The organism is Nonomuraea sp. NPDC001831, assembly GCF_042892035.1.
Lineage (GTDB): Bacteria > Actinomycetota > Actinomycetes > Streptosporangiales > Streptosporangiaceae > Nonomuraea.
This window is the reverse complement of record NZ_JBIATU010000003.1, coordinates 501927-526924: the sequence shown is the minus strand read 5'-3', so window position 1 is coordinate 526924 and position 24998 is coordinate 501927. Positions and strand designations below refer to the sequence as shown.

At 74.6% G+C, this 24998-nt stretch carries 18 protein-coding genes; 10 read left to right on the top strand and 8 right to left on the bottom strand.

Features of this window, described 5'->3' with window-relative positions:
- Nucleotides 1-2: 2 nt before the first annotated feature.
- The 3 genes from ACFYYW_RS13280 to ACFYYW_RS13270 are packed head-to-tail and all read left to right on the top strand — an operon-like array spanning nt 3 to nt 7056.
- A complete protein-coding gene (locus ACFYYW_RS13280; protein WP_352323711.1) occupies nt 3-1154 on the top strand; it encodes an AAA family ATPase in 1152 nt (383 codons plus the stop codon).
- On the top strand, nt 1151-4993 hold the full coding sequence (locus tag ACFYYW_RS13275; protein WP_387648123.1) for a DUF5682 family protein: 3843 nt from the start codon (nt 1151-1153) through the stop codon (nt 4991-4993). The genes ACFYYW_RS13280 and ACFYYW_RS13275 overlap by 4 nt, the downstream gene beginning before the upstream one ends.
- Complete coding sequence (locus tag ACFYYW_RS13270) at nt 4990-7056, top strand: hypothetical protein (RefSeq protein ID WP_387648120.1); 2067 nt, start codon at nt 4990-4992, stop codon at nt 7054-7056. The genes ACFYYW_RS13275 and ACFYYW_RS13270 overlap by 4 nt, the downstream gene beginning before the upstream one ends.
- A 44-nt stretch (nt 7057-7100) precedes the next feature.
- Here ACFYYW_RS13270 and ACFYYW_RS13265 read toward each other — a convergent pair whose 3' ends face one another.
- The 5 genes from ACFYYW_RS13265 to ACFYYW_RS13245 form a co-directional block, all read right to left on the bottom strand.
- Complete coding sequence (locus ACFYYW_RS13265) at nt 7101-9308, bottom strand: Hsp70 family protein (RefSeq protein WP_387648117.1); 2208 nt, start codon at nt 9306-9308, stop codon at nt 7101-7103.
- Nucleotides 9305-9679, bottom strand: a complete 375-nt coding sequence (locus ACFYYW_RS13260; protein ID WP_387648114.1) for a hypothetical protein — start codon at nt 9677-9679, stop codon at nt 9305-9307. Before ACFYYW_RS13260 ends, ACFYYW_RS13265 begins: the two co-directional genes overlap by 4 nt.
- 85 nt (nt 9680-9764) lie before the next feature.
- A complete protein-coding gene (gene glf / locus ACFYYW_RS13255; RefSeq protein WP_364412109.1) occupies nt 9765-10913 on the bottom strand; it encodes a UDP-galactopyranose mutase in 1149 nt (382 codons plus the stop codon).
- Complete coding sequence (locus tag ACFYYW_RS13250; protein ID WP_352323705.1) at nt 10910-11548, bottom strand: hypothetical protein; 639 nt, start codon at nt 11546-11548, stop codon at nt 10910-10912. Before ACFYYW_RS13250 ends, glf begins: the two co-directional genes overlap by 4 nt.
- Entirely contained in the window at nt 11545-13341 is a 1797-nt protein-coding gene (locus ACFYYW_RS13245) for a carbamoyltransferase (protein WP_387648110.1), read from the bottom strand. The genes ACFYYW_RS13250 and ACFYYW_RS13245 overlap by 4 nt, the downstream gene beginning before the upstream one ends.
- Before the next feature lie 198 nt (nt 13342-13539).
- Here ACFYYW_RS13245 and ACFYYW_RS13240 point away from each other — a divergent pair, with 198 nt between their 5' ends.
- The 5 genes from ACFYYW_RS13240 to ACFYYW_RS13220 are packed head-to-tail and all read left to right on the top strand — an operon-like array spanning nt 13540 to nt 19463.
- Nucleotides 13540-14481, top strand: a complete 942-nt coding sequence (locus ACFYYW_RS13240; protein WP_352323702.1) for a glycosyltransferase family 2 protein — start codon at nt 13540-13542, stop codon at nt 14479-14481.
- Nucleotides 14478-15680, top strand: coding sequence for an ATP-grasp domain-containing protein (locus ACFYYW_RS13235; protein WP_387648107.1), 1203 nt, complete (start codon nt 14478-14480; stop codon nt 15678-15680). The genes ACFYYW_RS13240 and ACFYYW_RS13235 overlap by 4 nt, the downstream gene beginning before the upstream one ends.
- A complete protein-coding gene (locus ACFYYW_RS13230; protein WP_387648104.1) occupies nt 15677-16960 on the top strand; it encodes a phenylacetate--CoA ligase family protein in 1284 nt (427 codons plus the stop codon). The genes ACFYYW_RS13235 and ACFYYW_RS13230 overlap by 4 nt, the downstream gene beginning before the upstream one ends.
- A complete protein-coding gene (locus tag ACFYYW_RS13225; RefSeq protein ID WP_387648101.1) occupies nt 16957-18168 on the top strand; it encodes a hypothetical protein in 1212 nt (403 codons plus the stop codon). The genes ACFYYW_RS13230 and ACFYYW_RS13225 overlap by 4 nt, the downstream gene beginning before the upstream one ends.
- Nucleotides 18165-19463 carry a phenylacetate--CoA ligase family protein gene (locus tag ACFYYW_RS13220; RefSeq protein WP_387648098.1) on the top strand — a complete coding sequence of 433 codons (1299 nt, stop codon included), beginning with the start codon at nt 18165-18167 and terminating at the stop codon, nt 19461-19463. Before ACFYYW_RS13225 ends, ACFYYW_RS13220 begins: the two co-directional genes overlap by 4 nt.
- Nucleotides 19464-19506: 43 nt before the next feature.
- Here the strand turns inward: ACFYYW_RS13220 and ACFYYW_RS13215 are convergent, their stop codons facing one another.
- The 3 genes from ACFYYW_RS13215 to ACFYYW_RS13205 form a co-directional block, all read right to left on the bottom strand.
- Complete coding sequence (locus tag ACFYYW_RS13215) at nt 19507-20241, bottom strand: glyoxalase (protein WP_387648095.1); 735 nt, start codon at nt 20239-20241, stop codon at nt 19507-19509.
- Between the two features lie 495 nt (nt 20242-20736).
- Nucleotides 20737-21801 carry an alkene reductase gene (locus tag ACFYYW_RS13210; protein WP_387648092.1) on the bottom strand — a complete coding sequence of 355 codons (1065 nt, stop codon included), beginning with the start codon at nt 21799-21801 and terminating at the stop codon, nt 20737-20739.
- A 29-nt stretch (nt 21802-21830) separates the two neighbouring features.
- Complete coding sequence (locus ACFYYW_RS13205; protein ID WP_387648089.1) at nt 21831-23228, bottom strand: MFS transporter; 1398 nt, start codon at nt 23226-23228, stop codon at nt 21831-21833.
- Nucleotides 23229-23378: 150 nt separating this feature from the next.
- Here ACFYYW_RS13205 and ACFYYW_RS13200 point away from each other — a divergent pair, with 150 nt between their 5' ends.
- Both ACFYYW_RS13200 and ACFYYW_RS13195 read left to right on the top strand, forming a co-directional pair.
- The gene (locus ACFYYW_RS13200; RefSeq protein WP_387648086.1) at nt 23379-24299 is read left to right on the top strand and encodes a nitroreductase/quinone reductase family protein; all 921 of its coding nucleotides are present in this window, start codon (nt 23379-23381) and stop codon (nt 24297-24299) included.
- A gap of 59 nt (nt 24300-24358) precedes the next feature.
- Nucleotides 24359-24997 carry a 4'-phosphopantetheinyl transferase gene (locus ACFYYW_RS13195; protein WP_387648083.1) on the top strand — a complete coding sequence of 213 codons (639 nt, stop codon included), beginning with the start codon at nt 24359-24361 and terminating at the stop codon, nt 24995-24997.
- Nucleotide 24998: the final 1 nt, after the last annotated feature.

Here is a 24998-nt window from a genome sequence, read left to right as displayed (position 1 = left end):
CCATGACCCTCACCGACGAGGCGACCCCCGCCACGCAGGTGGTCTCCGCCGAGCAGCGGTACGCCACCGAACTGGCCTTCCTCGCCGCCCACGACGACGGCCCGCGCCCGCCCGGCTGGCTGCTGACGCCGCGCGCCGTCGTGACCTTCATCTGCGGCAGCGGCGAGGAGACCCTCTCCCTGCCCGCCCGCGACGGCCTGCCGTCCAAGCTCAAGGTGGCGCCCAAGTTCGTCGGCGAACGCGCGCTGGTCGAGCGCTGCGTCGTGACGCTCGCCGGCGAGCGCGGCCTGCTGCTGGTCGGCGAGCCCGGCACGGCCAAGTCGATGTTGTCGGAGCTGCTGGCCGCGGCGGTCTGCGGCACCAGCGCGCTCACCGTCCAGGGCACCGCCGGCACCACCGAGGACGCCTTCCGCTACGGCTGGAACTACGCGCTGCTGCTGGCCCAGGGCCCCAGCCGGGGCGCGCTGGTGGACTCCCCGGTGCTGACCGCCATGCGGTCGGGGCGGGTGGCCAGGGTCGAGGAGATCACCCGCTGCCTGCCCGAGGTGCAGGACGCGCTGGTGTCCATCCTGTCCGACCGGCGGGTCAGCGTCCCCGAGCTGGCCGGCACCGACGATGCGCAGGTGGCCGCCGTCCCCGGGTTCACGGTGATCGCCACGGCCAACCTCCGCGACCGCGGCGTGTCGGAGATGTCGGCCGCGCTCAAGCGGCGCTTCAACTTCGAGACCGTCGATCCCATCTCCGACGCCGCGGCCGAGACGTCCCTGGTGCGGCGGCAGGCCACGGCGGTCGTCCAGCGCGCCGGCGCCGGGTTCGCCGTGGACGACGCGGTGCTGGAGGCGCTGGTCACGGTCTTCCGCGACCTGCGCACCGGACGGTCCGGCGAGGGCTGGGACGTCGAGCGGCCGGGCACCGTGATGTCCACCGCCGAGGCGGTGCAGGTGGCGGCCTCGCTCGGCGTCGCGGCCGCGTACCTGCCGGGCGGCGACGTCCTCGACCTGGTGCCCGGCCACCTGCTGGGCGTCGTGCGCAAGGACGACCCCGCCGACCACGGACGGCTGCTCGGCTACTGGGACGGGCCGGTGCGGCGGCGCGCCGAGGACGGCTCGGCCATGTGGCGCCGCCTCTGGGACCTGCGGGAGAACCTCCGTTGACACCCCACACCCCGGCCGACCCGCTCAACTCGACGGCCGCGGCCGGCCCGCTTGACCCGGCGGCCGCGGCCATCCCGGAGGCCCCGGCCACCCCGGATGCGCCGGCCCCGTCCCTCGATCCGGCGGCGCCGCTTGACCCGGCGGATCCGCGGGTGGTGGTGGCCGGGCTGGCCGCCGCGACCCGGCCGTACCTGGTGGGGGTGCGGCACCACAGCCCGGCCCTGGCCGTGGTGCTGCCCGAGCTGCTGGAGGCGGCCGACCCCGAGACGGTGTGCGTCGAGCTGCCCGCCGACTTCCAGCAGTGGCTGCCCCACCTGGCCGACCCGGCCACCGTCGCCCCGGTCGCCCTGGCCGGGAACGGCGCGGACGGGCTCGGCTTCTACCCGTTCGCCGACTTCTCCCCCGAGCTGGTGGCGATCCGGTGGGCGGTCAAGCGCGGCGTGGAGGTGCTGTGCTGCGACCTCCCGCTGTCGGACCCGAGCCGACAGGCCGCCGGACCAGCGTCCGAGCCCGGACCAGCGCCCGAGCCCGGGCCAACGCCCGAGCCCGGGCCAACGCCCGAGCCCGGACCAGCGTCCGAGCCCGGGCCAACGCCCGAGCCCGGGCCAGTGCCCGGGCCCCAGGCTGAGGCCGACGGCGGGCCCCGCTTCGCCGACGCGCTGGCCGCTTCGGGCACCGGGCGGGCGGGTGACGACATGTGGGACCGGGCCGTCGAGGTCCTGGCGCCGGGCTGCGAGCCGGAGGCCGTCCGCCGGGCCGCGCTCGGCGTCGGCTGGGCGCTGCGGCGCGACGCGGCGGCGGGCGGCGGCGTCCCGGCCAGGGACCTGGCGCGGGAGGCGCACATGCGGCGCGTGGTGTCCGCCGCCGCGGCCGGTGGACGCCGGGTCGCCGCGGTCGTGGGCGCCTTCCACGCCCCCGCCCTGCTCACCACCGACGAGACCCCCGCCCCCGCCCCCTCTGCCTCCGACTCCGCGCCCTCCGGGTCTGCGTCCGTCGGGGCGCGGGCCGTCACTTCGCTGGTGCCGTACGCCTTCGACCTGCTCGACTCCCGGTCCGGCTACCCGGCCGGGATCCGCGACCCGCGCTGGCAGCAGGCGGTGTTCGAGGCGGACGGCGTACCGGACCGGGTCAGGGACGGCGCCGCCCGCGCGATCACCGACCTGTGCAGGGAGCTGCGGGCCGCCGGGCACACGGCGGGCACCGGCGAGGCCGTCGAGACGCTGCGCCTGGCGTGCGACCTCGCCCGCCTGCGCGGCCTGCCCGCCCCCGGCCGCGGCGAGCTGCTGGAGGCGGTGACGACCGTCCTCGGCCAGGGCGAACCCCTGGGCCGCGGACGCGCGCTGGCCAAGGCGCTCGACACGGTGCTCGTCGGGACGGCCAGGGGCCGCACCGCCCCCGGCACCCCCCGCTCGGGGCTCGGCCCCGCCGTCGAGGAGGAGCTGGCCGCGCTCAGGCTGCCCTGCCCGGACGACCCCGAGCCGCGCGAGGTACGTCTCGACCCGCTCCGCTCCGACCTGGACGCGCGCCGGGAGGTGCTGCTGCGGCGGCTGCACGTGTGCGGCGTCGGCTACGGCGAGCCGATCCAGGTCGCGGGCACCGGCGACGCCACCGCGCTTACCACCAAGTGGCGCCTGTCCTGGACGCCCGCCGTCCCCGCGCTGCTCGACCTGGCCGGCGTCCGGGGCGTGACCGCGGCCCAGGCGGCGGCGGGCACGCTGCGCGAGACCTACCGCCGCGAGTCCGCGGACGGCGGGCCCACCTGCCGCACCATCCTCGACGGGCTGCGCGCCGCCGCCCGCTGCGACCTGCCGGAGCTGGTCGGGCAGCGGCTGGCCGACGCCGCCGGCACGCTGCCCGCCACGGCCACCCTCCCCGAGCTGCTCGACGCCCTCGACCTGCTGGAGGCGCTGCGCCGCGAGCACCTTCCCGGCACCACGCCGGAGGGCCGCGAGCAGGCGGGCGAGCTGGCCGTCACGCTGCTGGAGGCCGCGGTCCGGTCGCTGCCCGGACTCGCCGGCAGCGACCGGCCCGAGGACGCGGTCGCGCTGGTCGCGCTCGCCACGCGGGCCGGGGACGAGCGGCTGGGCCTGCGGCTGGACGACGCGCTGGGCGCGCTCGCGCGTACCGGGGCGCCGCTCGTCCAGGGGGCCGCGCTGGCCGCCCGCGTGCTGCTCGACCTGGACGGCCCCGAGCTCCTGGGCACGCGGGCGGCCGGCTGGATCGACACCGCCACCGCCCCGGACGGCCGCCGCCGGCTGAGCCTGCTGCTGACCGGCGTGCTCACGGCCGCCGGACCGCTGCTCCAGGCGGCGCCCGCCGCGCTCGGCCCGCTGATGGACCGGGTGGACGAGCTGGCGGACAAGGAGTTCCTCGACCGGCTGCCCGCCCTGCGCGGCGGGTTCGACACGCTCGCCCCGGCGGCGCGCGGCCGTCTGCTGGCGGCGGTGTCCGAACGGCTCGGGGACCGTCCGGACCTTACGCTGGACGCGCCGCCCGACCTGCTGGCCGCCTGGACCGCCGCCGACCTGGCCGGCCTGACGGCCCTGCGCACCCTCGGCCTCCTCACCCCCCACGACGACCCGGCCCCGCAGGACGACCCGGCCCAGCACGGTGACCCGGTCCCGCAGGACGATCTGCCCGCACAAGCTGGTCCGGCCCCCGGTCCGGCCCCGCATGACGGTCCGGCGCCGTCGGTGTCCACGCGCCGGGCGGAGGGCGGGACGCGGATCGGCCCCGCCGACCGGTGGCGGCTGCTGCTCGGCCGGGAGCGCGAACGGCTGCCCGCCGGCGCCCGCCCGTACGCCCGCGCCCTGGACGAGCTCTACGGCGCCGGCCGCGGCGAGGGCGCCGACGACTTCGGGCAGCAGGGCGACACCGGAGGCCAGGGCGACCCGTTCCCCACGGCCCGCGAATGGGCCGAGGAGCTGGAGTCCCTGTTCGGCGGCGACGTACGCGAGGAAGTGCTGGCCAGGGCCGCCGACGCCGGACGGCACGACGTGCTCGCCGAGCTGGACCCCGCCGCCGTGCGGCCGTCGGTCGAGCTGCTGACGTCCGTGCTGTCGCTGGCCGGCGGGCTGCCCGAGCAGCAGGTCGCCAAGCTCAGGCCGCTCGTCCGCCGCCTGGTCGCCGAGCTGACCCGTGAGCTGGCGACCCGGCTGAGACCCGCGCTGACCGGCCTGGCGAACCCGCGTCCGACCAGAAGGCCCGGCGGACGGCTCGACCTGCCGCGCACGCTGCGCGCCAACCTGGCCCACACCCGCCGTCTCGACGACGGGCGGCTCGTGGTGGTGCCGGAACGCCCGGTGTTCAGCACGCGGTCCAGGAAGGAGGCCGACTGGCGGCTGATCCTCGTGGTCGACGTGTCGGGCTCGATGGAGGCCTCGGTCGTGTGGTCCGCGCTGACGGCCGCCGTCCTCGCGGGCGTGCCGACGCTCTCGACGCACTTCCTGACGTTCTCCACCCAGGTGATCGACCTGACCGACCGGGTGGAGGACCCGCTGTCCCTGCTGCTCGAAGTGCGGGTCGGCGGCGGCACGCACATCGCCGCCGGGCTCGCGCACGCCCGGACGCTGGTCACCGTGCCGAGCCGTACGCTCGTGGTCGTCGTCAGCGACTTCGAGGAGGGCTACCCGGTGGGCGGCCTGCTCGCGGAGGTGCGCTCGCTGGCCGGGTCCGGCGTCCACCTGCTGGGCTGCGCGGCGCTCGACGACCAGGGCGTGCCCCGTTACTCGCTGCCCATCGCCCAGCAGCTCGTCGCGGCCGGCATGCCGGTCGCCGCGCTCAGCCCGCTCGCCCTCGCCCGCTGGGTGGGGGACCGCCTCCGGGGAGAAGTCCGGTGAACACCTCTGCAACGCTCCCGCCCGCCGCGCCGCACGTGGTGGCCGCCGCCGTCGACGGCCTGACCAGCAGGTTGCGCAAGAAGCTGGACGCGGCCGTCGACCAGTACGCCGCCCTCGACCGGGTGGCCGACGGCACCGACGTGGTGGTCACGTGCGGCGAGGACGCGGTGGTCACGCTGTCGCCGGGGCCGTCGGGGGTGATCGCGGAGGAGGGACAGGCCCGCTGCTCCTGCCTCCTCGCCCCCCGGTGCCTCCACCGCGCCGCCCTCCTCACCGCCTGCCCCCTTGCCGACACCCCGCCCTTGGACGTCGAGACGGCCACACCCCCGTCACCTTCCGGGCAACCGGACCCGCCCTCCGCCGACGGACGTCCCGCCCAACCGGCCACAGAACCCACCCGACGCCCGGACACCGGCCAGGCGGGCACGGAGTCGGGACCTGATACAGGAGCCGGCCAGGCGGGTGCCGCGGCCGGGTCAGGGTCAGGGCAGGCGGGCGCCGGGTCCGGAGCGGGCTCGGGAGCCGGACACGCGGGCGTCGGAGCTGGGCGGGGCTCGGGGGAGGTGAGTGTTCCGGCTGCGGTGGTGCCCGGGGCGGCGCAGGTGGCGGCGGCCGCGGGGTTGTGGCGGGCGGCGGCCGCCGTGCTGTCGGCGGGCGTGCCGGGCGCGGGCGCGGTGCCGCAGGCTGAGCTGCTCAGAGCCGCCCACACCGCCCGCCTGGCCGGGCTGCCCAGGGCCGAGGCCGCCACGCTGCGGGTGGTGCGCGGGCTGCGCGCCGCCCGTGCCCGCTACGACAGCCACCGCCTCGCCGACCTGGTCTCCGCCCTGCGGGAGCTGCTGCTCACCGTGGGCCGGCTGGCCGCGTCCGATCCCGACCCGGCGCTGGTCGGCACCGTACGGCGCGGCTACCGTCCGAACGGCGGCCTGAAGGTGTACGGCGTCTTCCGCGAGCCCGTGATCAGCAGCACCGGCTACGGCGGGGTGGTCACCCACCTCGTCACCGACGACGGACGCTGGTTCTCGGTGGCCGACGTCAAGCCCGGCGGCCCGGCTCGTGCCCGTGGCGCGGCGACCGCGACCGTCGCCATCGGGGCGGCCATGATGAGCCACGCGCAACTGGCCCGCGGCGGACTGCTGATCGCCGGGGCCACCGTCTCCCCGGACGGCCGCCTCGGCGCGGGCAAGGGCGTACGGGCCACCCCGGTCGCCGGCCTGGCCTGGACGGACGGGCCGCTCGGCGCGCTGTTCACCCGGCCGCTGCCCGAAGCGGTGGGGGACCGGCTGTCGGCGGGGGCGTGGAGCGAGGAGGAGTCGGCCGAGCAGGTACGGGAGCCGGTCGGCTGCGACCTGGTGATCGTCGGCGCGGCGGGCGACCACGTCCTGGCCCGCCACCTCCCACCCACCGGCCCCGGTGGTGCGGGGCCGGTGGTCCGGCTGGTTCCGGCGAACCGTCATCCCGACCTCGCGTACGTCGAGAACCTGCGGCGGCTCGCCTCCCGGCCCGGCCTGCGGGTGCGCGTGGTGGCCAGGGTCGAGCCCGGCCGGGCGGCGACGCTCGTCCCGCTCGCCGTGGGGCCGGTCGGGGGCGAGGAGGCGACGCTCAGGCTGCCCGCCGAGTGGGAGGGCCGGGCCGACCTCGGCTACGACCGCCTCCAGGGCTCGCACCTGCCGCCCGCCGACGCCTGCCCCCCACCCGCCGACGCCTGCCTCTCACCCGGCCAGGACGCGTTCGCCGAGGTGGACCCGCTGGACGGCGCGCCGCTCTGGCGGGTGCGCCGGCTGGTCGAGCTGGCCGTCTCCGGCGGACGCAGGGCGGTCGCCGAGTCCGCGCGCGGCGGCGACGCCCGCGAGCAGGCCGCGTCCCTGCGCCGCGCCGGGTTCCGCACGGCCGCCGACCTGGCCGTCGCGCTCGCCGACGAGGCCGACCGGCGTGACCGCGACGTGTTCGGCAGGCCGGCCGAGGCCGACCCGGACGGGTACGCACGGGCCTGGCTCGCGGCGGCCACCCACCTGGCCGCCACCGAACGCGCCCTCGTCCGCACCTCCTGGCAGGCCGCCCCCTGACGAACCGGCGACCGGGCCGCTCCCTCAGGGTGCGGGCCGGTCGGTCAGCCGGGGTGGCGGGTCACCGGGAGGGGGATGCCGGTCGCCGCCTCCCGGGCCGTGACGGTGAAGGTCAGGCCGGCGTCCACGCCGAACGTCACCTCGATCCGCGGCTCCCCGCGCCGGGCGGCGGGGATGCCGCCCACCATGTACGTCCCCAGCACCGCGTTGAGCGCGGCCGTGGCCTGCTCGCCCTCGTAGACCTCGACCCGCAGGGCCGACTGGTCGTCGGCGGTCGTGGTGAACGTGACCGTCCGCTCGACCGGGACCGGGCTGTCGCGCTCGATGACCTTCCGCAGCACACCGCCCTTGCCCCGCAGGCCGAGCGTCACCGGGGTCAGGTCGGCCTTGAGCACGTTCGCCTGCCGCGCCGCGCCGATGGAGGCGACCTCGTCGGGGCTCAGCCCCATGAGCGGGGGCGTGCCGCCGGACAGCTCGGTGACCAGCGCCGTCACGGCGGGCATCTGGCTCGCACCGCCGGCCAGCACCACGTGCGCGAGGTCAGTCACCTTGAGGCCGGAGTCCTGGAGCGCGCCCCGGAACGGCCCGCGCAGCAGGGCGAGCAGGTCGGCGGTCAGGCTCTGGAACTCCCGCCGGGTCAGCGTCGTGTCCAGATGGAGCGGGCCCTGCCGGCCCGAGGTGAGGTAGGGCAGGTTGACGTGCGCCTGCTGCGCGGCCGTCAGCTCGATCTTCACCCGCTCCGCCGCCTCGCGCAGCCGCTGCAGCGCCATCGTGTCGCCGGTCAGGTCGACGCCGTGGGTCTCCCTGAACCGTCTGGCCAGCTCGTCCACGATCCGCTGGTCCCAGTCGTCGCCGCCGAGCCGGTTGTCACCGTGGGTGGCAAGAACCTCGACGTAGCCGTCCCCGATGTGCAGCACGGACACGTCAAAGGTGCGGCCGCCGAGGTCGAAGACCAGGATCGAGCGGTTCTCCGCCGCGTCGAACCCGTACGCCAGCGCCGCCGCGGTCGGCTCGTTGATCAGGCGCAGCACGTTGAGCCCGGCCAGCGTGCCGGCCTCGGTGACGGCCTGGCGCCGGGCGTCGTCGAAGTAGGCCGGGACGGTGATCACCGCGTCGGTGACCCGCTCGCCCAGGTACGCCTCGGCGTCCTGCTTCAGCCGGCCCAGGACGAGCGCGCCGACCCGGGGCGCGGAGTATCTTGAGCCGTCGACGGCCATCGACCAGTCGGTGCCCAGTTCCAGGACGATCGAGCGCACGGTCCTGTCCGGGTTGGTGAGGGTCTGCCGCTTGGCGGCCTGCCCGATGACGACGTCGCCGTCCTTGGCGAAGGCCACCACGGACGGCGTGGCCCGCGCGCCCTCGGAACCGGGGATGACGACGGGCTCGCCACCCTCGACGACGGTGACGAAGGAGTTGGCCGCGCCGAAGCAGATGCCGACCGCCCGGCCCGTCCGGCGGGCGGCCCCGGCCAGGCGGATCCCCGGCGGCGGGGCGGGCGCGGCCCGGGGCGGCGTCCGGGGCGGCTCTCGTCTGTTCCGCACGAGCGGCAGCTCGTCCGCCGCGCCGGCCTGGCTGTACTCGGGCAGCGGCAGCCGCCGGTCGAGCAGCCGGTAGCGCAGCGCGCGGGTGACGTCCCCGATGGACAGGTCGGCGGGCCCGGCGGGGACGCCGTCCTGGAGGATCTTGAGCAGCTCGCCGGTGAAGGCGGTGTGGCGCTCGCCGGGCGGCGCGAGCGACAGGGTGTCCCTGGCCGAGGAGGTCAGGACGTACGCGCTGGTCGTGTCGATCAGCCCGCGCAGGGCGGGCCCGCTCATCCCGTGGGCCATGCCGCTGTAGCAGCAGTCGAGCACGACCACGGCGCGGGGCGCGCGGCGCTCGCGGATGATCTCCCGGATGACCGAGAACCGCACGCCGCCGATCCGCAGCCGGTCGGGCCTGGTGGTGGCGATCGGCAGTAGCAGGTCGTTCTCGGTCTTCTCGCCGTGGCCGGAGTAGTAGATGAAGACGGTGTCGGCGGCCTCGGTCGCCGCGTCGTGGATGAGGTCGAGGACGTGGTCGGAGCTGGCCGGATCGATGAGCTGCGCGCAGTGGTCGCTCCGCAGGCCCCACGAGCGCGGGCCGGTGAGCACCTCGGCCAGGTCCGTGACGTTGGCCCGCACCGCAGGCAGGGCCGGCCACATGACCTGGTCGGTGTACGTCGTCGTGCCGACGAGGACGGCCCGGCAGCGGGCCGGGTCGGGCCAGGGGCTCATGGGGCGGGAGGCTCCAGCATCTCGGCCAGCCGCCGGGCCGCCTCCATCACCTTCGCCGGGTCCTTGGCCGCCTCCACGCTCAGCTCCAGCGTGCGCTCGCCATGGCTGATCTTGATCGTGAAGCTGTGGCGCCGCGTCCTGAGCCACCCGGCCAGCGCCTGGACGATCGAGACGCCCAGCCCGCCGGACGCGGCCGAGACCGCCAGCATGAGGGCGTCGGCGGCGCCGTTCATCGCCCCGGGCTCGGGCGGGCCGGGCAGCGGCCGGATCTCCATGCCCCGGAAGGCGCTGTCGCCGCGGAGCTGGCGCTCCAGGGAGGAGAGGGCGGGGGCGGTCGGCGTCTCGCCGTCGAGGCGCACGATTACCTGCATGCCAGAAGTGTGGCCCGCCCCCCGGCCCGGCACAACCGTCCAGCCCAACCGTCCGGCCGCCGGTCCGCCTGAGCCTGAGGGCGGCCTACTCGGGGACGTGGGCGGCGAAGCGGGGGCGCAGGCGGTTCTCGTACAGGGTCAGGGCGGCGGCGATGGCCATGTGCATGTCGAGGTACTGGTAGGTGCCCAGGCGCCCGCCGAACCAGACGTCCCGCTCGCCCTTGGCCAGGTCGCGGTACCGGCGCAGCCGGGCACGGTCCTGCGGCGTGTTGATCGGGTAGTACGGCTCGTCGGCCCGGCCGGCGAAGCGCGAGTACTCCCGCATGATCACCGTGGCGTCGGACGGGTACCAGGTGCGTTCGGGATGCAGGTGGCGGAACTCATGGACGCGCGTCCACGGCAGGTCCTCGTCGGCGTAGTTGATCACCGACGTGCCCTGGAAGTCGCCGGTGGGCAGCACGGACGTCTCGAAGTCGAGCGTCCGCCAGCCCAGCTCGCCCTCGGCGTGGCCGAAGTAGCGGTCCAGTGGCCCGGTGTAGACGACGGGCACCGCACCGGCCAGGCTCTCCCGCAGGTCGAAGAAGTCGGCGCCGAGCCGGATCTCGATGTTGGGATGGTCGGCCATGCGTTCCAGCCAGGCGGCGTACCCGTCGGTGGGCAGGCCCTGGTAGAGGTCGTCGAAGTAGCGCCCGTCGAAGGTGTAGCGCACCGGCAGCCGGCCGATGATCTCGGCGGGCAGCTCGGCCGGGGCCGTCTGCCACTGCTTGGCGGTGTAGCCCCGGATGAACGCCTCGTACAGCGGCCGGCCGATCAGCGAGATCGCCTTCTCCTCCAGGTTGCCGGCGCTGGTCACCTCGGCGGCCTGCCGGGCGACCAGGTCGCGGGCCTCGTCGGGGCTGAGGTGGCGGCCGAAGAAGGCGCAGATCGTGCCCAGGTTGATGGGCATCGGGTAGACCTGGCCCTTGTGCACCGAATAGACCCGGTGTTCGTACGGCGTGAACGACGTGAACCTCTGGGCGTACTCCCACACGCGCGCGTTGGACGTGTGGAACAGGTGCGACCCGTACCGGTGGACCTCGATGCCGGTCTGCGGCTCGCGCTCGCTGTAGGAGTTGCCGCCGACGTGGTCCCTGCGCTCCAGCACCAGCACCCGCATCCCCAGCTCGGACGCGCACCGCTCGGCCACGGTCAGCCCGAACAGACCGGAGCCGACGACGACTAAGTCGGCGTTCATGCGGCTGCGGGGACGAGCCGGTCCAGCCACCGCCGCACGGGCAGCGCCAGCACGACCCCGGCCAGGACGAGGTGGACGAGAAGGAAGATCACTGCCACGGCGACGCTCGGCGGCCCGCCGACGAACACCGCGATGTGCGAGGCCCACGTCAGCGTGCCGGGCCGGCCCTGCGGCCAGTCGCCGAGCAGCCACATCGACAGGTCGTTCAGCCCGGAGATCACGACCAGGACGCTGGCGAGCCCGACCTTCAGCACGCGGTCGGAGCGCGCCCCGCCCAGCCGGTAGGCGAACAGCACGGCCAGCACGGTGAAGGAGTTCATGAAGAGCATGAACTGGTAGAGCTCGGGGAAGGCGGCCTTCTGGTCGGCGGACTCGGCGTACGAGAAGATGTGCAGCACGTTGACCGTGTCGAGCACGCCCATGTAGCCGACGACCAGCGCGCACATCAGCGCCATGCCCAGCCCCGGCCGCCGGGGGAACCCGGCCACGGCCAGCACCGCGAACACCAGCGGGCTGACCTTCCACAGCGCTTCGAGCGGGTTGTCCAGAGTGCGGTCGGGCGGCAGGATCACCATGATCAGGGTGGCCGCCGCGGCGCCCAGAACGGCGGGCGCCAGCCACAACCAACGCCTCAACGAACGTCCTTCTCGGTGAAGAACGGTCCCAGGGCCAGGGCGTCCATGTCGGTCTTGAGGTAGCAGCGCACGGCGTCCTCGGGGGTGCAGACGATGGGCTCCTCGTTGTCGTTGAACGAGGTGTTGACCACCATGGGCACGCCGGTCAGCTCCGCGAAGCGGGAGATCATCGCGTGGTAGCGCGGGTTGTCGGCCGCCGAGACCGTCTGGACGCGGGCGGTGCCGTCCTCGTGGGTGATCGCCGGCACCTTGTCCCGCTGGTGCTCCAGCACGTCGAACACGAGCAGCATGACGGGCGAGGGGTAGCCGCTGGCGAAGTACTCGCCGGCGTGCTCGGCCAGGCAGGAGGGCGCGAACGGGCGGAACGGCTCGCGGTGCTTGACCTTCTCGTTCAGCCGGTCCTTGGCGTCGGCGCGGCGCGGGTCGGCCAGGATCGAGCGGTTGCCGAGCGCGCGCGGCCCGCACTCCATGCGGCCCTGGAACCAGCCGACGATCTTGCCGTCGGCCAGCGCCCGCGCCGTCGTGTCGTTGATGTCGTCGGTGCGCCGGTAGTCGAGGCCGGCGTCCTGGAGCGCCCGCTCCATCTCCTCCTCGCCGAACTGCGGGCCGAGGAAGATGTACTCCTCGTCGCGCGGGCGGCGCATGCCGTACTTCTCCACGCCCAGCAGCAGCGCCGCGCCCAGGGCCGAGCCGTCGTCGGCGGCGGCGGGCTGGGCGAAGAAGTCCTCGAACGGCGTCTCCAGCAGGATGCGGCCGTTCATGACGCTGTTCAGCGCGACGCCGCCGGCGGTGACCAGGCGGGTCTGCCCGGTCTTGGCCTGCAGCCAGCGCGCCACGTGCAGGCCGGTGCGCTCCAGCGTGGCCTGCAGCGCGTACGCGACGTCGGCGTAGTGCTGGTTGGGAACGGCGCGCTCGCGCGGCCTGGCCGGGCCGAAGCGCTCCAGGAACTTGGCCGACATCTGGTGCTTGCCGGTGGCGTGGTGCCGGAACCAGCTCAGGTCCAGCTCGAAGTAGCCGTCGGGGCCCAGGCGGACCAGGTCGGCGAAGTCGTCCACGTAGCGGTCGGTGCCGTACGCGGCCAGGCCCATGACCTTGCCCTCGTCCCGGGTCGGGTTGAAGCCGAGGTAGCCGGTGACGCCGGCGTACATGGCGCCCAGCGAGTGCGGGAACTTGACGCGGCGGATGTCGTGGATCCGGCCGCCCTTGCCCAGCCCGAGGTAGGTGGAGGTGCCGTCGCTGCCGATGCCGTCCCAGGTGATGATCGCCGACTCCTGGTACGGCGAGATGAAGAAGGCGCTGGCGGCGTGGGCGCGGTGGTGGTCCATCAGGTGGACCTTGAACTTCGTCCGGCCCCGGAAGTTCTGCGACTCGCGCAGGATCTTCTCCAGCGTGAACCCGCGCCGCAGGTGCAGCAGCAGCGCGCCGCCGACGTTGTAGTCGTCCGGGTGGGCCTGGCCCTTCTGGTCGGACAGCGTCTCCAGCAGGCCGCTGGCCTTGTCGCCGTAGTCGCCGGCGTCGTTGCGGAAGACGGCCAGCGTGTGGGGCAGGTGCCGGGCGAAGTGGCCGAGCGCGTGCAACGTCTCGCGGGGCGCCTGCCAGTAGTAGGCGACGTGGTCGACGTCGGCCAGCGTGATGCCGGCCTCCTCCAGGCAGTAGCGCACGGCCTGCGCGGGAAACCGGCCGTCGTGCTTGACCCTGGTGAACCGCTCCTCCTCGGCGAAGGCCACGATCTTCCCGTCGGCCACCAGGGCCGCCGCCGAGTCGTGGACCTGGCTGATGCCGAGCACATACATGAATGCCCCCTGACAATGCGCATGACCCAGCGGCCCCGCGTCGGAGATCTTCCTAACAAACCGTCCGGAAAGAAATCAATACCTATCTTTTGTCTGACGCGTATGGATATATTCCGCAACCGGGGTCGAGCCGGGTGGGAATGCCCGGGCCCTGTCACAGGGTGAACCGGGGTTGATACACGTGGTGAAGACCGTTCCATGAATGAGCATCCGCTTCCGGTTCCGCCGGACGGCCTGGCACTCACCGTGGTCGTTCCGTGCCTGAACGAGGCCGACAACATCCCTGACACCTATCGCGAAATCGCTGACGCGCTCGGTGACCAGGCCGAACTCGAAATACTCTTCGTCGACGACGGCAGTACCGACGACACGCTCGCGCGCATTCGCACGATCGCCGAGAGTGACAATCGGGTGTCTTTCATATCGTTGTCCAAGAATTTCGGCGTGGAGGCCGCCTTCTCGGCCGGTTATCGGTACGCCCGGAACCCCTGGGTGCTGCACCTGGACGCCGACCTGCAGTTCCCGCCCACCGAGGCCAAGCGCCTGATCGAGCGGGCGGCCGACGGGTACGACGCGGTGTTCGGCATCCGGGTGGACCGCAAGGACCCCTGGCCGCGGCGGACCGCGTCGATCGTGCACGACTGGCTGGCGCGGCGGCTGCTGGGCATCGAGATCCCGCCGCGCGCCACGACGTTCCGCCTGGTCCGCACGGAGATCGCACGCCGGATCGTGGACCTGCGGCTCGGCACGCCGTACTTCCTGGCCACGCTGCCGCGCCTGACGCGCGCCTGGACGACCGTGCCGACCGCGCACCGGCCGCGGGTGCACGGCTCGTCCAAGGTGACCGTGCGCGGGCTGGCCAGGCACTCGCTGGACCTGTTCTTCGGCTTCTCGTCGCGGCCCATCTCGGCCGCGGTGTGGGCGGGCCTGATCGGCCTGCCCGTGGCGCTGCTGGCCGGGATCACCGGCAGCGCGCTGCTGTTCGGGCTGGCGCTGGCCGCCGCCCTGTTCGGGCTGGCCATGATGGCCCGCACGCTTCTGCACATCTCTCGCGGTCAGGCCCGTCCGCCGCTGTTCCTCGTACGGGAGGCCAACGTGCCGGTCGATTCCGCTGACCTGCTCGCCGGGAGGCTCACGTGACCGGCGCCCGCCGCACCATCGCGGTCCTCGGCGGCGCGGACGGCGCCATCAGCACCATCCGCGCCGCGGCCCGCCTCGGCGTGCGCACGATCTGCGTGGACATGCGGGCCGACGCCCCCGGCGTCGCGCACGCCGACGAGTTCCTCGACCTCAGCACCCGCGACGTGCCGCGGGTCGCGCGGGCGCTGGCCGAGCGCGACGACCTGGCCGGCGTGGTCTCCCCGGCCAGCGACGTCAACCTGCCCTCGCAGCTCGCCCTGGCCGCCCGGCTGGGCCTGCCGTGCGGGCTGTCGGAGGGCGCGGTGCGCGGCTCGGTCGACAAGGGCTGGTTCCGCGCGATGTGCGCCCGGCTCGGCCTGCCCGGCCCCCGCCACGTGAGCGGCACCGCGGAGGAGGTGCTGCGCGACGCCCCTGACCTGGGCTTCCCGCTCATGGTCAAGCCGGTGGACTCCTCCGGCAGCCGCGGCGTGTCGCTGTGCCGCGCGGCGGACGAGCTGCCCGAGGCCGTGCGGCTGGCCAGGGAGTGGTCGCTGTCCGGCCGCGTCGTGGCCGAGGAGTTCCTGGAGGGGGCCCACTACACGGCCGAGGCGTTCGTGATCGGCGGCAAGGTGGCGCTGATCGGCCTGGCCGAACGCGAGCTGACCCCGCCGCCGCTGTTCATCACCGTCCAGCACACCATGCCGGGCCCCGGCCACGTCACCGACGCCGTGCGCCCGATGCTCGACGCGATCTGCGCCGAGACCGGGCTGCGCGAAGGGCCGCTCAGCGCCGACGTGCTGGTCACCGGGACGGGCGAGGTCGTGCTCGTCGAGATGGGCGCCCGCCTGGGCGGCAACGGCCTGGCCGAGCTGCTGGGCCTGGTCCACGGCGTGGACGTGGTCGAGCAGTACGTGTTGTCGGCCATGGGCGAGACGCCGTCCCTGACCCCGGCGGCGACCCGGTACGGCGCGGTCCGCGTGCTCAACGCGGAACGCGACGGGAAGCTGGTCAGGGTGGACGGCGAGGAGCAGGTCAGGGCGCTGCCCGGCGTCGTCGACCTGGTGCTGGCCGCCGCCCCCGGCGACCACGTGGAGCGCTATACGCGGGCGGGCGCCAAGCTCGGCTACCTGACCGCCGCCGCCTCCGGCCGGGACGCCCTGGCCGGCGTGCTGGCCGAGGCCGCCGGGCTGCTCCGCTTCGAGATCGGGGACGGCCTGTGAGCCATGGACTGGGCGTCGCCGTGCGGGAGGTGCGGCACGTCGTGGACGCCTTCCGCGCCATCCGCCGCCCGCGCGCCGAGACCGACCGGCTCACCCTCGACGGCCTGCGCGACCTGCTGGCCTTCGCCCGCGCGCACGTGCCGCACTACGCCGACCCGCGCTACGACGTGCCCCTGCACAGCCTGGCCGACCTGGCGAAGCTGCCGATCCTGGACAAGGCCACCGTGCTGGACGGCGACCTGTCCCGCTTCCACACGCCCGGCCTGAGCACCAAGGACTACCGGCTGGACCGGACGAGCGGGACCACGGGCCGCGTCCTGGAGGTGCGGCACGACGTGGCCGCCTACGGCTACCACGGCGCGACCATCTTCCGCCGCTTCCTGCTGTCGGGTTACCGGCCGTGGTGGCGGATCGCGCACATCAAGCCGTTCCCCCGCCCGCTGCGCTGGTTCCAGCGGCTCGGCCTGTTCCCGCGCACGGTCATCGGCGCCGGGCAGGGCGACGCGAAGATCCTGGCCGACGTGCTGAAGGTGCGCCCGCACCTGATCATGGGCTACCCGGTGGTGCTGCGCGGGCTGCTGCGCGCCGCCTCACCCGCCGACGTGGCCCGGCTGCGGCGCACGCTGCGCATGGTCATGACCGACTCCGAACTGCTCACCGACGAGGTGCGCGAGCTGCTGCAGAACGGCTTCGGCGTCCCGGTGTTCGACGAGTACTCGGCCTACGAGGTGCTGACCGTCTCCACCCAGTGCGACCGGGGCGCGATGCACGTGGACGAGGACCGCGTCCGTCTGGAGATCGTGGACGACGACGGCGGGCCCGTGCCCGACGGCCAGGACGGCGCGGTCGTGGTGACCCACTTCAGGGAACGGGCGATGCCGCTGATCCGCTACCGCCTGGGCGACCGCGGCATGATCGTGCCGGGGGAGTGCGGCTGCGGCAACCGGTTCATGCGCATGCGGGTGACCGGCGGCCGGTCCGACGACTACATCACCTTCCCCGGCGGCCACCGCGTCTACACGGCCACGTTCCTGTCACTGGCCATGTGGACGCCGGGCGTGGCCGAGAGCATGGTCCGCCAGGACGCCGAGGGCAACGTCACCGTCCACCTGGTCCCCGAGGCGGGCCGGGACTTCGACGAGGTGGCCGCGGCCTACCGGAACGGGCTGGCCAAGCAGGTGGGCGGGCCGGTCGAGGTGCGCTTCGAGCAGGCCGAACGGGTCACGCTCACCCCCGGCGGCAAGGGCAGGTTCGTCGAGTCGGCACAGGCCGGCCCGTGACCGTGAGCCTGCGCCGCAGGCCACCGCCACGCCTCGTGGCGGTGACGGCGGCCCTGTTCGCCGGGCGCGGCGCGTTCCGCGCCGCCCTGTGGACCGCCAACCTGGTGCTGCTCGGCCTCTGGGGCGCCGAGGAGTTCGCCCTGTACGCCACCGCCAACGGCGTGTCCGGCTGGCTGCTGGCGCTGACGTCCAGCGGCATCGAGAAGGCGGCGCTCGCGCTGGTGCCGCGGCGCGGCGGCCAGACGCTGCGGCCGCTGTTCATGCTGCTGGCGGCCACGCCGTTCGCGGTGGCCGTGCCCGTGTGGCTGGCCCTGGCGGCGGCCGACCCCGGCGGCGCGCCCGCCCGGTACGCGGCCGCCGCCGCCTACGCCTGCGGGCTGGGCTGCTGCGCGGTGATGGCCGCGCTGAACCGGCTGCGCGGGCGGGCGCGGGCCGACGTGTTCGCCTACCTGACGCTCGCCGTCGCGCAGGCGTCCGGCGTGGGGCTGGTGGCCCTGACCGGGATGCGCGCCAACGCGCTGCTGGCCCTGCACGTCGGCGTGCTGGCGGTGCTGAACGCCGTGCTGGCGGCCGGGCTGATCCGCGGGCGCGCCGGCAGGGCGGACAAGGGCTCCTACCGGCCGGCCGTACGCGCGGCGGCGCTGCTCAGCGTCGGCGAGGTGACCGCCGTCGCGGCCACCTCGGTGACGTTCGCGTACTTCGCGCACCTGGACGACGCGCAGCAGACCAGCGTCTTCTACGTGTGGTCGGTGGCGCTGTCGGTGGTCGTGATGGGCGTGTCGTACCTGCTGCGCATCCTCCAGCCGCGGGTGGCGGTCTGGATCGAGGGCACGGGCGAGGCCGGCGCCCGCCGGATGGCGCGGCGCATCCTCGCGCCCGCCGTGCCGGCCGGCGCCCTGGCGGTGGTCGTGCTCGGGGTGGTGCTGGCGGGCGGCCAGCGGGGCATGGCGGCGACCGGCGCGGCGCTGCTGGCCGAGGCGGCGCTGACGGCGGCCGTGCTGCCCGCGTTCCTGCTGGTGGAGAACACCGACGACCGGGGCCGGCGGCTGGCCGCGGTGGCCGCGTGCCTGCAGTTCGCGGTGGTCGCCGCCGCCGGCTGGTTCCTGGTGCCCGCCGCGGCGGCGTTCGGCGCGCTGCTGGCGTACTGCGCGGGCGAGGTGGTCAAGGGCGGCGTCATGCTGGCCACGCTGAAGAAGGAGACCTCATGAAGGGCTTGCCCAGCACGATCCCGGTGGTGCCGGTGCTGCGGAACCTGTACCTGGCTCGCTCGCGGGACCGGATGGACCCGGCCCGGCTCCAGGTCGTGCAGGACCGGCTGCTGACGGGGCTCGTCCGCCACGCGCACGCCAACGTGCCGTACTACCGCCGCGTGTTCCCGGCCGACGCCGTGGCGGCGCTGTCCACCGCCGCCGACCTGGCCGCCCTGCCGATGCTGAACCGGACGACGCTGCGGGACCTGCCGCCCGCCGAGCTGATGGCCACCGGGTTCACCCCCGACAACACCCGCGAGGCGCCCACCAGCGGGTCGTCCGGCGTGCCCATCCGCCCCTTCTACTCCGAGGGCGACCTCGGCTACCTGCGCGCCACCTACCTCCAGGACCTGCTGGCCTCGGGCCTGCGTCCCTGGGACCGGATCGGCTACTTCCGGGTGGGCGGGTTCCGGCCGCACCGGCTGCAGCGGCTCGGCCTGGCCCGTACGGTCCACGTCAACACCAGCCGGAGCCTGGACGAGCAGGTCGAGGCGTTCCTGCGCGGCCGGCCGACGTTCCTGTGGGGCTTCCCCGGCTGCATCGTCACCCTCGTGGACGAGCTGCGCCGCAGGAAGATCGCCTACCGTGGCGTGCACACCGTCATCTTCGCCGGCGAGACGCTCACCCCCGAGGCCCGCGAGCACGTGCTGAGCTACTTCGGGGCGCGCGGCCACGAGGTGTACGCCTCGGTGGAGGCGTACACGATCGGCCGCACCTGCCCCGAGGGCGCGATGCACCTGCGCTCGGCCGACGTGGTGGTGGAGGTGCTGCACGACGACGGCAGCGTGTCGCCGGCCGACGGCGAGGGCGAGGTGCTGGTGACCCGGCTGCACGCCGAGGCGATGCCGCTGATCCGCTACCGGCTCGGCGACCGCGTGCTCATCGAGCCGGACGACTGCCCGTGCCGCGCCTTCCACACCCCGATCATCCGCCGGATCCAGGGACGGACCGAGGACCGCGTCGTGGCCGCCGACGGGCGCACGGTGCACGCCAACTTCCTCACCAACCCGGCCGTGATGCCGACGGCGGGGGTGCGCGGCGTGCAGGTGCTCCAGTACCGGCCGGGCGCGGTGGAGATCCTGCTGGTGCCCTCGCCGTCGGCCCCCGCCGACCTGGCCGGGCGGGTCCGCGACGCCGTGGCCGCCGTCGCCACGGACTTCGAGGTGACCGCGCGCACGGTGGACAGCATCACCCCGGAGCCCAACGGCAAGGTGCGGATGGTCAAGATCATGCACAACACCCCCACCTCCTGACGCCCGCCGCGGCCCGGGCCGTTCGCCGCAGGCCCGCCCGCCGTCAGCTCGGGCCGAGCCATTCGCGCAGGTCAGGGAGGTGGCCGAGCTCGGACTCGACGCGCCGCCTGTCCTCGGCGGTGAGCTCGGTGCCGCGCAGGCCGGCCAGCCACGGCTCGGCGGGCTCGCCGAGCGCCGTGGCGAGATCGGCGAGGTGGCACAGGGCGATGGCCCGCTCGGCGGCCGGAGCCTGCGGGCCGTGCCTGCGCACGGCCGACTTGAGCGCCCGGTAGGCCTGCAGGTCGTCGTTCTTGAACTCGCGCAGGATCCGGGCGTTGTCCAGCGCCTTGGCCAGGCCCGTCAGCTTCTTGGAGCCGCCGTACTCCAGCTCGGCCGGCTCGTCCCGCTGGATGAACATGATCGAGTTCCCGGACGGGTCCATCAGCGTGAACCTGGACGCGCCGGGCCGGTAGCGGGTGATCCGCGGCAGGCCCGAGCTCAGCACCTTGCCGTAGGCCCGGCGCATGGCCGCGACGAGCGCGGCGTGGTACGGCGCCACGGCGTCGACCAGGACCAGGCACGCCCCGGTCGCCTCCCGGGCGGGGTCGAAGTCCTTCGGCGCGGGGCCGAAATGCAGCTCGAATCCGCTCCAGCGCATCGCCAGATAGACGTAGGGCCGGGTCTGCCGGTGGGTGACGGTGAACCCGAGCGCCTCGAAGAACTCCAGGGTCTGCTCGGGGGAAGGGCAGGGCAGCACCGGAACCGTCGTCTCGTTGGGACGGATCGCGGGCTCGCTCATGGATTCCACCTCTCGCGTCATCCGACGATGCTGGCATCTCCGGCGGCCTCTCGCATATGGATCGTTCCATGAGGATTCCGCGGCTCCGTTCGCTGAATTCCGGGACGCGATCAATCAGACAATGCGCTTTTCCCGATCTCTTCGAATAGCGGGCGGACGGCGGCGAATTTCCGGCGATCCGCCCGCACTGAATTCGCCGGGGAATTGTTCTCCAATGAATCGCGCACGGGACGAAGAATGCAGGGGAAAAGAGCGCCGATCACGTTTCGGTGACTCCGGCGGGTGGAGGCGCGCATCGGGGCTGGTGGCGTCCTGTTCGCGCGGGTCCCGGCCAATCGCCGCCGAGGTGAGGGGCGCGGGCCTTCCTTGACAGCGCCTCCGACGGGCTGCTCCGCCAGGAGGCCGCTTTATCGGCCGGCCGAAATTCCGGCCGGCCGCATCCTTGAAGATCGAAAAGGTGGTCGCCTGATCGGGGCCGCGCCCGCGACCGGCCGGTCAGGCGGGCAGGGCCGGGTAGTCGGTGTAGCCCGCGGCGTCGCCGCCGTAGAAGGTGGCCGGGTCCGGGGTGTTGAGCGGCGCGCCGGTCGCCAGCCGTCGGGGCAGATCAGGGTTGGCGAGGAAGAGCCGGCCGAAGGCGATCAGGTCCGCGGTGCCGTCCTCGATCAGCGCGAGGTCCTCCGGGCCGGTCGGGCGGTCGCCGGTGTGCGGGTTCAGGACGAGCGGGCCGGGGAAGAGCCGCCGCAGGGCGTGCGTCAGCTCCCGGTCGGCGGCCTCCATGATGTGCAGGTACGCCAGCCCCAGCCCGGACGTCCGGCCCAGCAGCTCCTCGTAGACCGGCCGCGGGTCGGGCTCGTGCATGTCGTTGTCCGGCCTCCCGGGGGAGATCCGCAACGCGGTGCGGTCGCCGCCGATCGCGCCGGCCACGGCGGAGACGACCGCCACGGCGAACCGGGCGTGCCCGGCCGCCGAGCCGCCCCAGCCGTCGGTGCGCCGGTTGCTGCCGGGGGCGAGGAACTGGTGGATCAGGTAGCCGTTGGCGCCGTGCAGCTCCACGCCGTCGAAACCGGCCTCGACGGCGTTGCGGGCGGCGTTCGCGAAGTCGGCGACGGTCCGCTCGATCTCGGGCTCCGTCAGCTCGCGCGGGGTGACGAACTCCTTGACGCCGTCGGGGGTGAACAGCTGCCCGCGCGCGGCCACCGGCGACGGCGCGACCGGGACCGCCCCCTCGGGCAGCAGCACCGGATGGCCGATCCGGCCGGTGTGCAGGAGCTGGGCGAAGATCTTCCCGCCCGCGGCGTGCACCGCGCCGGTGACCTCGCGCCAGGCGGCGACCTGCGCGGCGCTGTGCAGGCCGGGCGTGAAGGGGTAGCCCTGGCCGATCACCGACGGCTGGACGCCCTCCGTGACGATCAGCCCGGCGGAGGCGCGCTGGGCGTAGTACTGCGCCGTCAGGCTCGTCACCAGCCCGCCGCGGGCACGGCTGCGGGTCATCGGGGCCATGACGACCCGGTTGGCCAGTTTCGTACCGCCCACGGCGATCGGTTCGAAGGCGATGGACATGAAGGACTCCTTGCTGGAAGGGGGTTGGGTCAGGCGCGGCGCGGCAGCAGGAAGCCGCCCGCCGCGAGGGCCAGGCCGAGCCCGGCCGCGATGAGGAAGACCAGGCCGTAGCCGTCGGCGAGGGCTTCGGGGGAACCGGCGGCGCCGGCGGCCGTCGCGAGCACCGCCAGGCCGATCGACGAGCCCACCTGGCTGGTGGTGTTGGCCAGGCCCCCGACGACGCCCGCCGCGCCTTCGGGCGCCTCGGCGGTCGCCGCGGCCATCAGGGTGGGGAAGGTGAGCCCGATGCCGGCCGCGACGAGCAGCGTGGGCCCGAGGACGCCGGCGAGATAGCCGCTGCCGGCCTGCGCCAGGGACAGCCAGCCGAACCCGGCCACGAAGAGCGCGCCCCCGCCGAGCGCCAGCGCACGCGCCCCGGCCCGCGGCAGCAGGGCCGCGGTTCCCCGGGCGACCAGCATGAACGTCACCGCCGCCGGCGTCTGCCCGAGCCCCGCCGACAGCGCGCTGAAGCCCAGGACGTTCTGCAGGAACAACGACGTGAAGTACCACATCGCGATGGTGATCCCGCCGAACAGCAGCAGCATGCCGTTCCCGACGGCCACCCCCCGGATCCGGAGCAGCCGCAGGGGCAGCATGGGCCGCCCGGCGAAGCGCGCCTCGACCACGACGAAGACGGCGAGCAGCAGCAGGCCGGCGAGCACGGGCACGAGCACCCGTCCGGACGACCAGGCGTGGTCGGCGCTCTGCATGACCCCGTAGACCAGCGCCGCCAGGCCGGCGGTGCCGGTGACCGCGCCGGCCAGGTCGAGCGGCTCGCGCCGCGCGCCGCGCACGGTGACCAGGGCCGCGAGGGCCACGGCGATCAGCAGCGCGCCGACCGGCACGTTGATCAGGAAGACCCAGCGCCACGACAGGCCGGTGGTGATGGCGCCGCCGGCCACCGCGCCGATCATCCCGCCGACGCCGCCCGCGGCCGACCAGGCGCCGAACGCCCTGGCACGCGGGCCGGGCTCGGTGAAGGACGTGTTGATCACGGCCAGCGTGGCGGGGGCCATCAGGGCGGCTCCGGCGCCCTGTGCCACGCGCGCCGCGACCAGGACCTCCGCCGCGGTGGCCAGGCCGGCGGCCAGACTGGCGGCGGAGAACAGCAGCAGCCCGGCGACCAGCGTCCGGCGCGGACCGAACAGGTCGGCGGCCCGGCCGCCCAGCAGCATGAAGCCGGCGAAGGCGAGCAGGTAGCCGTTCACCACCCAGGAGAGCCCGGTGGGGGTGAAGCCGAGCTCCGCGCGGATCGCGGGGAGGGCGACGTTCACGATGGAGGCGTCCAGGATGACCATGAACTGGCCGGCGCAGGCCAGCGCCAGGATCAGCCAGGACGGGATGGTTCGTGGGGTGGCCCGCCTGGTGGCGGCGCCGATGCTCGTCATGAGTTCTTCCGTTCTCGGCCGCCGTGGACGCCGGCGTGCGTGCGCCGCGTCAGGACGATCCGGGCTCGTGCGGACCGAGCCCCGGCCGTGTAGGATTTGGTTACGCGGATAACTATTATGCAGATAACTAATTTCCGTCAAGGAGCGATCATGGACTTCGCGCAAGCCGACGCCGTCAACCAGGCGATCCGCCTGCTGAGCCTGCGCCACCGCGCCAGGGCCGCCGCCCTCCTGGCCCCGCTGGGCCTGCATCCCGGGCAAGAGGCGCTGCTGCTCGAACTCGCGCGCACCGGGCCGAGGATCCAGGCGCAGCTCAGCGAGGCACTCGGGTGCGAGCCGCCCAGCGTGACGCTCATGAGCCGCAAGCTGGAGGCGTCCGGCCACATCCGCCGCACGCCGGCGCCGTCCGACAAACGGGCCAGCGTGGTCGAGCTCACCGACAGCGGCCGCGCGCTGGCCGAGCAGGTGAAGCGGCTCTGGTGCGACCTGGCCGAGGAGACCGTGGCCGGCCTGCCGGCCGAGACGGTGGCCGGGCTGCCCGCCCTGATCAACACCCTCACCGACAACGTGGACAAGCGCCCCGGCCGGCGGCACGCCCCGGCGGAGGCGGCGCGGCGGGCCGGGCAGGGGCCGACCGGCGAGTACGAGCCCAGCGCGTCGGACTGGGTCCGCGAGCACGTCGAGCAGATCATGCACACCGGCACGACCGACGGCGTCACGATCAAGGACCGACCCGTCGTGCTGATGACCTACCGGGGCGCGAAGACCGGCAGACTGCGCAGGACGCCGGTCATGCGGGTCGAGCACGAGGGACGCTACGCGGCCGTCGCGTCCCTGGGCGGCGCGCCGGTCAACCCCCAGTGGTACGCCAGTGTGCTCGCCGAGCCCGTCGTCGAGCTCCAGGACGGCACCGCGACCGGCGTCTACCGGGCGCGCGAGGTGTCGGGGGAGGAGAAGGACGTCTGGTGGCGCCGGGCGGTGGCGGCCTACCCCGACTACGCCGACTACCAGGCCAGGACCGAGCGCCGGATCCCCGTCCTCGTCCTCGAACCGCTCGCCGCGGAGCGGTGACGACGGCGGCCTGTGGGTAGACGGAGGGGCACCCGCCGGCCCAGGAGGAGGGACCCTCGATGATCGAGACGATCGTCCCGGACAACGTCGCCGTCTCCACCGCCTACGGCGACCCGCCCGGCGTGCGGCTCTTCCCCGAGGAGCGGCACGCCGTCAGGAAGGCGGTCGCCAAACGCCGGCGCGAGTTCGCCACCGTCCGCCACTGCGCCCGCGAGGCGCTGGCGGCCCTCGGCATCCCGCCCGCGCCCATCGTCCCCGGCCGGCGCGGCGCGCCGCGCTGGCCGGCGGGCGCGGTGGGCAGCATGACGCACTGCGCCGGGTTCCGCGCCGCGGCCGTGGCCGACGCCGGCGACGTGCGCAGCATCGGCATCGACGCCGAACCCCACGAACCGCTCCCCGAAGGCGTCTTCCGCATGGTCGCCCGGCCGGAGGAGGCCGCGATGGTCCGCCAGCTGCGCGACCTGCGCCCCGGCACCTGCTGGGACCGGCTGCTGTTCAGCGCCAAGGAGTCGGTCTACAAGGCGTGGTTCCCGCTGACCGGCGAGTGGCTGGGCTTCCACGACGGCTCCCTCGCCTTCTCCCTCGACGGCCGCTTCCGCGCCAGGCTGCTGCCGCCGGACGCGCCCCTGGCGGAGTTCGCGGGCCGCTGGACGGCCGCCCCCGGGCTGCTGGCCACGGCCATCGTCGTCCCCCGATAGG